This window comes from Legionella feeleii, from assembly GCF_001467625.1.
Taxonomy (GTDB): domain Bacteria; phylum Pseudomonadota; class Gammaproteobacteria; order Legionellales; family Legionellaceae; genus Tatlockia; species Tatlockia feeleii.
This window is the reverse complement of sequence record NZ_LNYB01000086.1, coordinates 1-4,323: the sequence shown is the minus strand read 5'-3', so window position 1 is coordinate 4,323 and position 4,323 is coordinate 1. Positions and strand designations below refer to the sequence as shown.

The window sequence follows — 4,323 nt, the reverse complement described above, 5'->3', positions numbered from 1 at the left end:
AATAAAGCTCACCGTCAGAGAACGAAATCCCAGCGCATTAGGCACGCCAACTCGAAGGCTGGCAAGCTCCGTGTAATGAAGAAGAACCTGTGCCACACTCGCAACTGCTTCGCGAGATTCGCTGCGCTGACGACGTTTTGAAAAACGGGTTAACCGTAGTTCAGGGAAAAATGAAGCCGGTTTCGAATAAAATCGGCGCAGCGACTCCATCGCCCATGTTAAAATCTTAGGCCGTGGCTTGTGGGAGTCTGGTTCTCTGAAAAATCGCGGCACATCAGGACTATGACCGCACCAATTGCCCGTGCGATTAAGATTATCACGCCGATCATCCTTGCGAATTTTAATCGACATAACAATATCAGCGCTTTCCAACAGCATACTTTCTTGCATGCGAAAAACATCCTTAGCGGTAGCTAATTATTGACGGATCAATGAGTTAACGCTAAGATGTAATTGTGTAGAGTACAAATTTGCGTTAACCAGAAAAGCCCGCGCCAACGGGCTTTTTTTTTGATTCAAAACAACTAAGAGAAAATTATCCTTTATTTTTATGGCGGTCAACTTCTTTTTTTATCATAACCAATTGAAATATGTGATTATTTTATTAATTTTTGGTTCACAATTGGTTCACGATTTCTTTAGTAAAATAGTTCACAATTGGTTCACAAGTGCTTGTTAGGAATTTCTATTTTCTTTTTATGGGTTCCTCTTATAATGGTTCACAATTGGTTCACATAAATTTATTAATAATGGTTCACAATATATATCTTTTAATTATATGTAATTGACTATAAATGGGCTTATAGATATTCGTTTAACTCAGTTTGCAAAGGGATGGCTAAAGCAATAAAATGGTTCACAATTGGTTCACATTTAATTGCTAATAATGGTTCACAGTTTAGATCAATACAATTAATTAATAGAACGAAAATAGCAATCAAATGCATCAAAAGAAAGGTTCACAATTAGTTCACTTACAAAACTGTTTAATGGTTCACAGTTATATATAAAACACTGTTAAACATATTAAAAAAATTTTTTTTATCTTTAATTACTCAATCATTGACCTATGAGTTTTAGTATGTAATTGTATGTATTAACATAATAATTATAACAAAACATACAAGGCCATAAGTAATGGAACAAATAAGTTGGACGAACTCGGATATACGTAAGTTATTTAAAATGGATAATCGTTTCAAATCTATTCAAACGTTGTATAACGCAGAGGATCGTGGCGAAATTCCTATAGCCAAAAGAGAAGCTAGGGGAAAAGTTTCAACTAGACTATGGGACTTAGATCAGTTACCTGAAATTGGAAAGCGATTTGGTTTTTTAAAACCACCATTGCAACAGAAAATTTTATGCAAGTATATGCAAAAAGGTGGGGTATATAAAACAACCACTAGTTATAATGAGGCGCGTACTTTAGCTCTAAATGGTATAAAAACCATACTAATAGGATTAGACCCCGAATGCTCCGTTTCAGATATAATAATACCTCAACAAGAACTAAATAGACTTGATGATTTTGAACAAGGGAAAGGTCTTTTCCATTTTTTAGTTGAAGGTAGTTCTTTAAATGAAATTATACGATCAACATCAATTCCCACACTCGACTTTATTCCTGAAACACACGATTTAGTAAAATTAAATAAATGGATGTCTTTTGAAAAACGTCGTGAATATATCTTTCAAGATAAACTAATTCCACTTCTATCCGAATATGATGTCATCATATTCGATAATAGCCCAACATGGAACCACCTTGTAGAAAACTCAATCTTAGTCTCCTCATATGTCGTTATGCCACTAGGATGCACCTTGCTAGCGTATAATGCCTCTGCAACCAATATGCAAAATATTTGGGACTTTCAAGATGTTATGAAGTTAACAAACCAGGGATTAATAATGTTTAGCACCGCTCTTGAAAGAAGTTCACTTAGCCAACAAATAAATGCGACTTATTTGAGTCGTTATGTTGACTACATGATAACTACACCTATACGTAAATCTGTAAAATGGGAAGAAGCTCTTATGTCTAAGCAAACCATATTAGAATATGCGCTAGGATCTCCTCAGGCAGAAGAATATTACCATCTCATCTCTGAACTGTGGGCAAGGGTAAATAACAATGAACAAAGTTTTGTAGATCTATTATTAACTAATGAATTAGAGGCTATCTAATGGCCATTAAAAAAGGAGCATTTGAATTATATGCTCAGGAGCGAAAGCTGCCACAAAAAAATGTAAATAGCACTATTAAAGCAAGCCATTTTTTTGATGATACATATACCAAAGCCAAGGACTCAAAACTGGTTCACAGCAAGCTCCCAAACAGCAACGCCCTGGGAACAGAGAATCAAGCCAACCCTAAAGAACTACCAAGTCAAGACAACAAAGAAAATAGTTCACAATTGGTTCACAATCAGTTCACAAACAGCAATACCCTGGTAACAGAGAATCAAATCAACCCTAAAGAACTGCCAAGTCAAAGCAACACAGTAAATGGTTCACAATCGGTTCACAGCAAGCTCGCAAACAGCAACTCCTTAGGAACAGAGAATCAAGCCAATCCTAAAGAACTGCCAAGTCAAGAGAACACAGTAAATAGTTCACAATTGGTTCACAGCAAGCTCGCAAACAGCAACTCCTTAGGAACAGAGAATCAAGCCAATCCTAAAGAACTGCCAAGTCAAGACAACACAGTAAATAGTTCACAATTGGTTCACAGCAAGCTCACAAACAGCAACTCCTTAGGAACAGAGAATCAAGCCAACCCTAAAGAACTACCAAGTCAAGACAGCACAGAAAATAGTCCACAATTGGTTCACAATTGGTTCACAGCCACCAATGCCTTGGGAACAGAAAATCAAACCAACCCTAAAAGGATGCAAAATCAAGCAACTGAAATTAGCTTTTCAAAATTAGTTGGAAATCAGCGTAAGATATTAATTGCATTGTACAAAAACATGAGGATGAATAAATCAGACTCAACCGAAGAGCTAACTCTCGAACTAATCTCAAAATTAACGGGGGTCAACCAAAAATCGCTTAAAAATACCTTATTCAGATTAACTAAAGCAGGCATGCTTATCAGAGTAGATCAAAAAGCAGGACGAGGTGGCTGGGTAAAATATGCAATTGATGAGCGCATCATACGAGAAATTCAGCAAAAAGAGTTTTTTAGGTAAGGGGTTAATAACATTTATGCCAAAATTGAACCCATCAATATCGCAGACTAAATCCTCTTCATTGAGGACCTTTGAGATTCGGCTGAGATCCTGAAGACAAGGAGGGCAGAACGGGGCGAGTATGAAATCAAAGATGGGGGTTCTAGCCGGAAATCTCAGAAATTTCCGATGAAACATCACCTGGTGACATATTGGATTTAATTATTACAATCTTTCCTGAAAGTAACCGATTTACGGAAAGATTTTTACTTGCTCCCATGTGGGAAGCGATTATTTTGTCTTGTTTTAGTCTTATTCACACACTTTTTTTGGGAAAGTTAGATTAAAAAGCCTTTTTTGTCTCCGAAATTAACTCATCGGAAATTTCTGAGATTTCCGGCTAGAACCCCAAGATCCTAATTCGTATTACTTTTTACTTTGTGCGACGAAATATAATAATCAACCAGAAACAAGAGCAGGAATTATGATTGCAATATTTAAGCACTGGAATACCTGTTTTTGCATCATAAGCAACTTTAAACTAAAATCAATCTTCTTCTTGAGTCCACCTTAGTCATAATGAAAAACATAGTCAGACTTAATAATCCATATCCAATTAAAACAAACCCTATCGCATAACTTCCAAAACTATTAAAAAACTTTATAGCGACCAGTGGAGTGAGCCCCCCACCTAAACAGGAAGCCACCGCATATAATGTTCCTACCGATGTGCACCTAATAGATACAGGAAACATTTCAGCTATAAATGTAGGAGCAATACTAAATACACAAGAGCAAAGAATCCCAACAACCACATGTAATAACAGTATTTGCTCAAAAGAACCTGTGGTAATCGCGATAAAGTAAGGTGTTATTACCAATGAAAGAAGTCCCATAGCAATAGACAAACATTTTATACGACCTATTCTATCTGATAAACCACCAAAAAATGGTATAAGAAGAATCAAAACTGCCAAACTGATCGAGTTGATTAGAAATGATTGATAATCAACTAAATGATTAGCTTTTGTCATATGTATTGGGGCGTATGTAAAAATTAGGCTCTTGGCGTCTTCGCGTTGAACTGTATAATATCACGCCATGGCTGGATTGAACCTTTCGAAACCAGTCAAGTCCAACATTAGTCGCT

At 36.3% G+C, this 4,323-nt stretch carries 3 protein-coding genes and 1 pseudogene; 2 read left to right on the top strand and 2 right to left on the bottom strand.

The genetic code is table 11. The features are described 5' to 3' along the window. A pseudogene (locus Lfee_RS16315) lies at nucleotides 1-390 on the bottom strand (hypothetical protein); the annotation flags it as partial. Between the two features lie 747 nt (nucleotides 391-1,137). On the opposite strand from Lfee_RS16315, the gene Lfee_RS16310 reads away from it, so the two are divergent. Next, nucleotides 1,138-2,187 (top strand): ParA family protein, encoded by a 1,050-nt coding sequence (locus Lfee_RS16310; RefSeq protein WP_058448066.1) that lies wholly within the window; start codon nucleotides 1,138-1,140, stop codon nucleotides 2,185-2,187. Continuing rightward, nucleotides 2,187-3,194, top strand: coding sequence for a hypothetical protein (locus tag Lfee_RS16305; protein WP_058448065.1), 1,008 nt, complete (start codon nucleotides 2,187-2,189; stop codon nucleotides 3,192-3,194). The genes Lfee_RS16310 and Lfee_RS16305 overlap by 1 nt, the downstream gene beginning before the upstream one ends. 515 nt (nucleotides 3,195-3,709) lie before the next feature. On the opposite strand, the gene Lfee_RS16300 is transcribed toward Lfee_RS16305, so the two are convergent. Further along, nucleotides 3,710-4,231 (bottom strand): MFS transporter, encoded by a 522-nt coding sequence (locus Lfee_RS16300; RefSeq protein ID WP_256593756.1) that lies wholly within the window; start codon nucleotides 4,229-4,231, stop codon nucleotides 3,710-3,712. Between the last annotated feature and the right edge of the window lie 92 nt (nucleotides 4,232-4,323).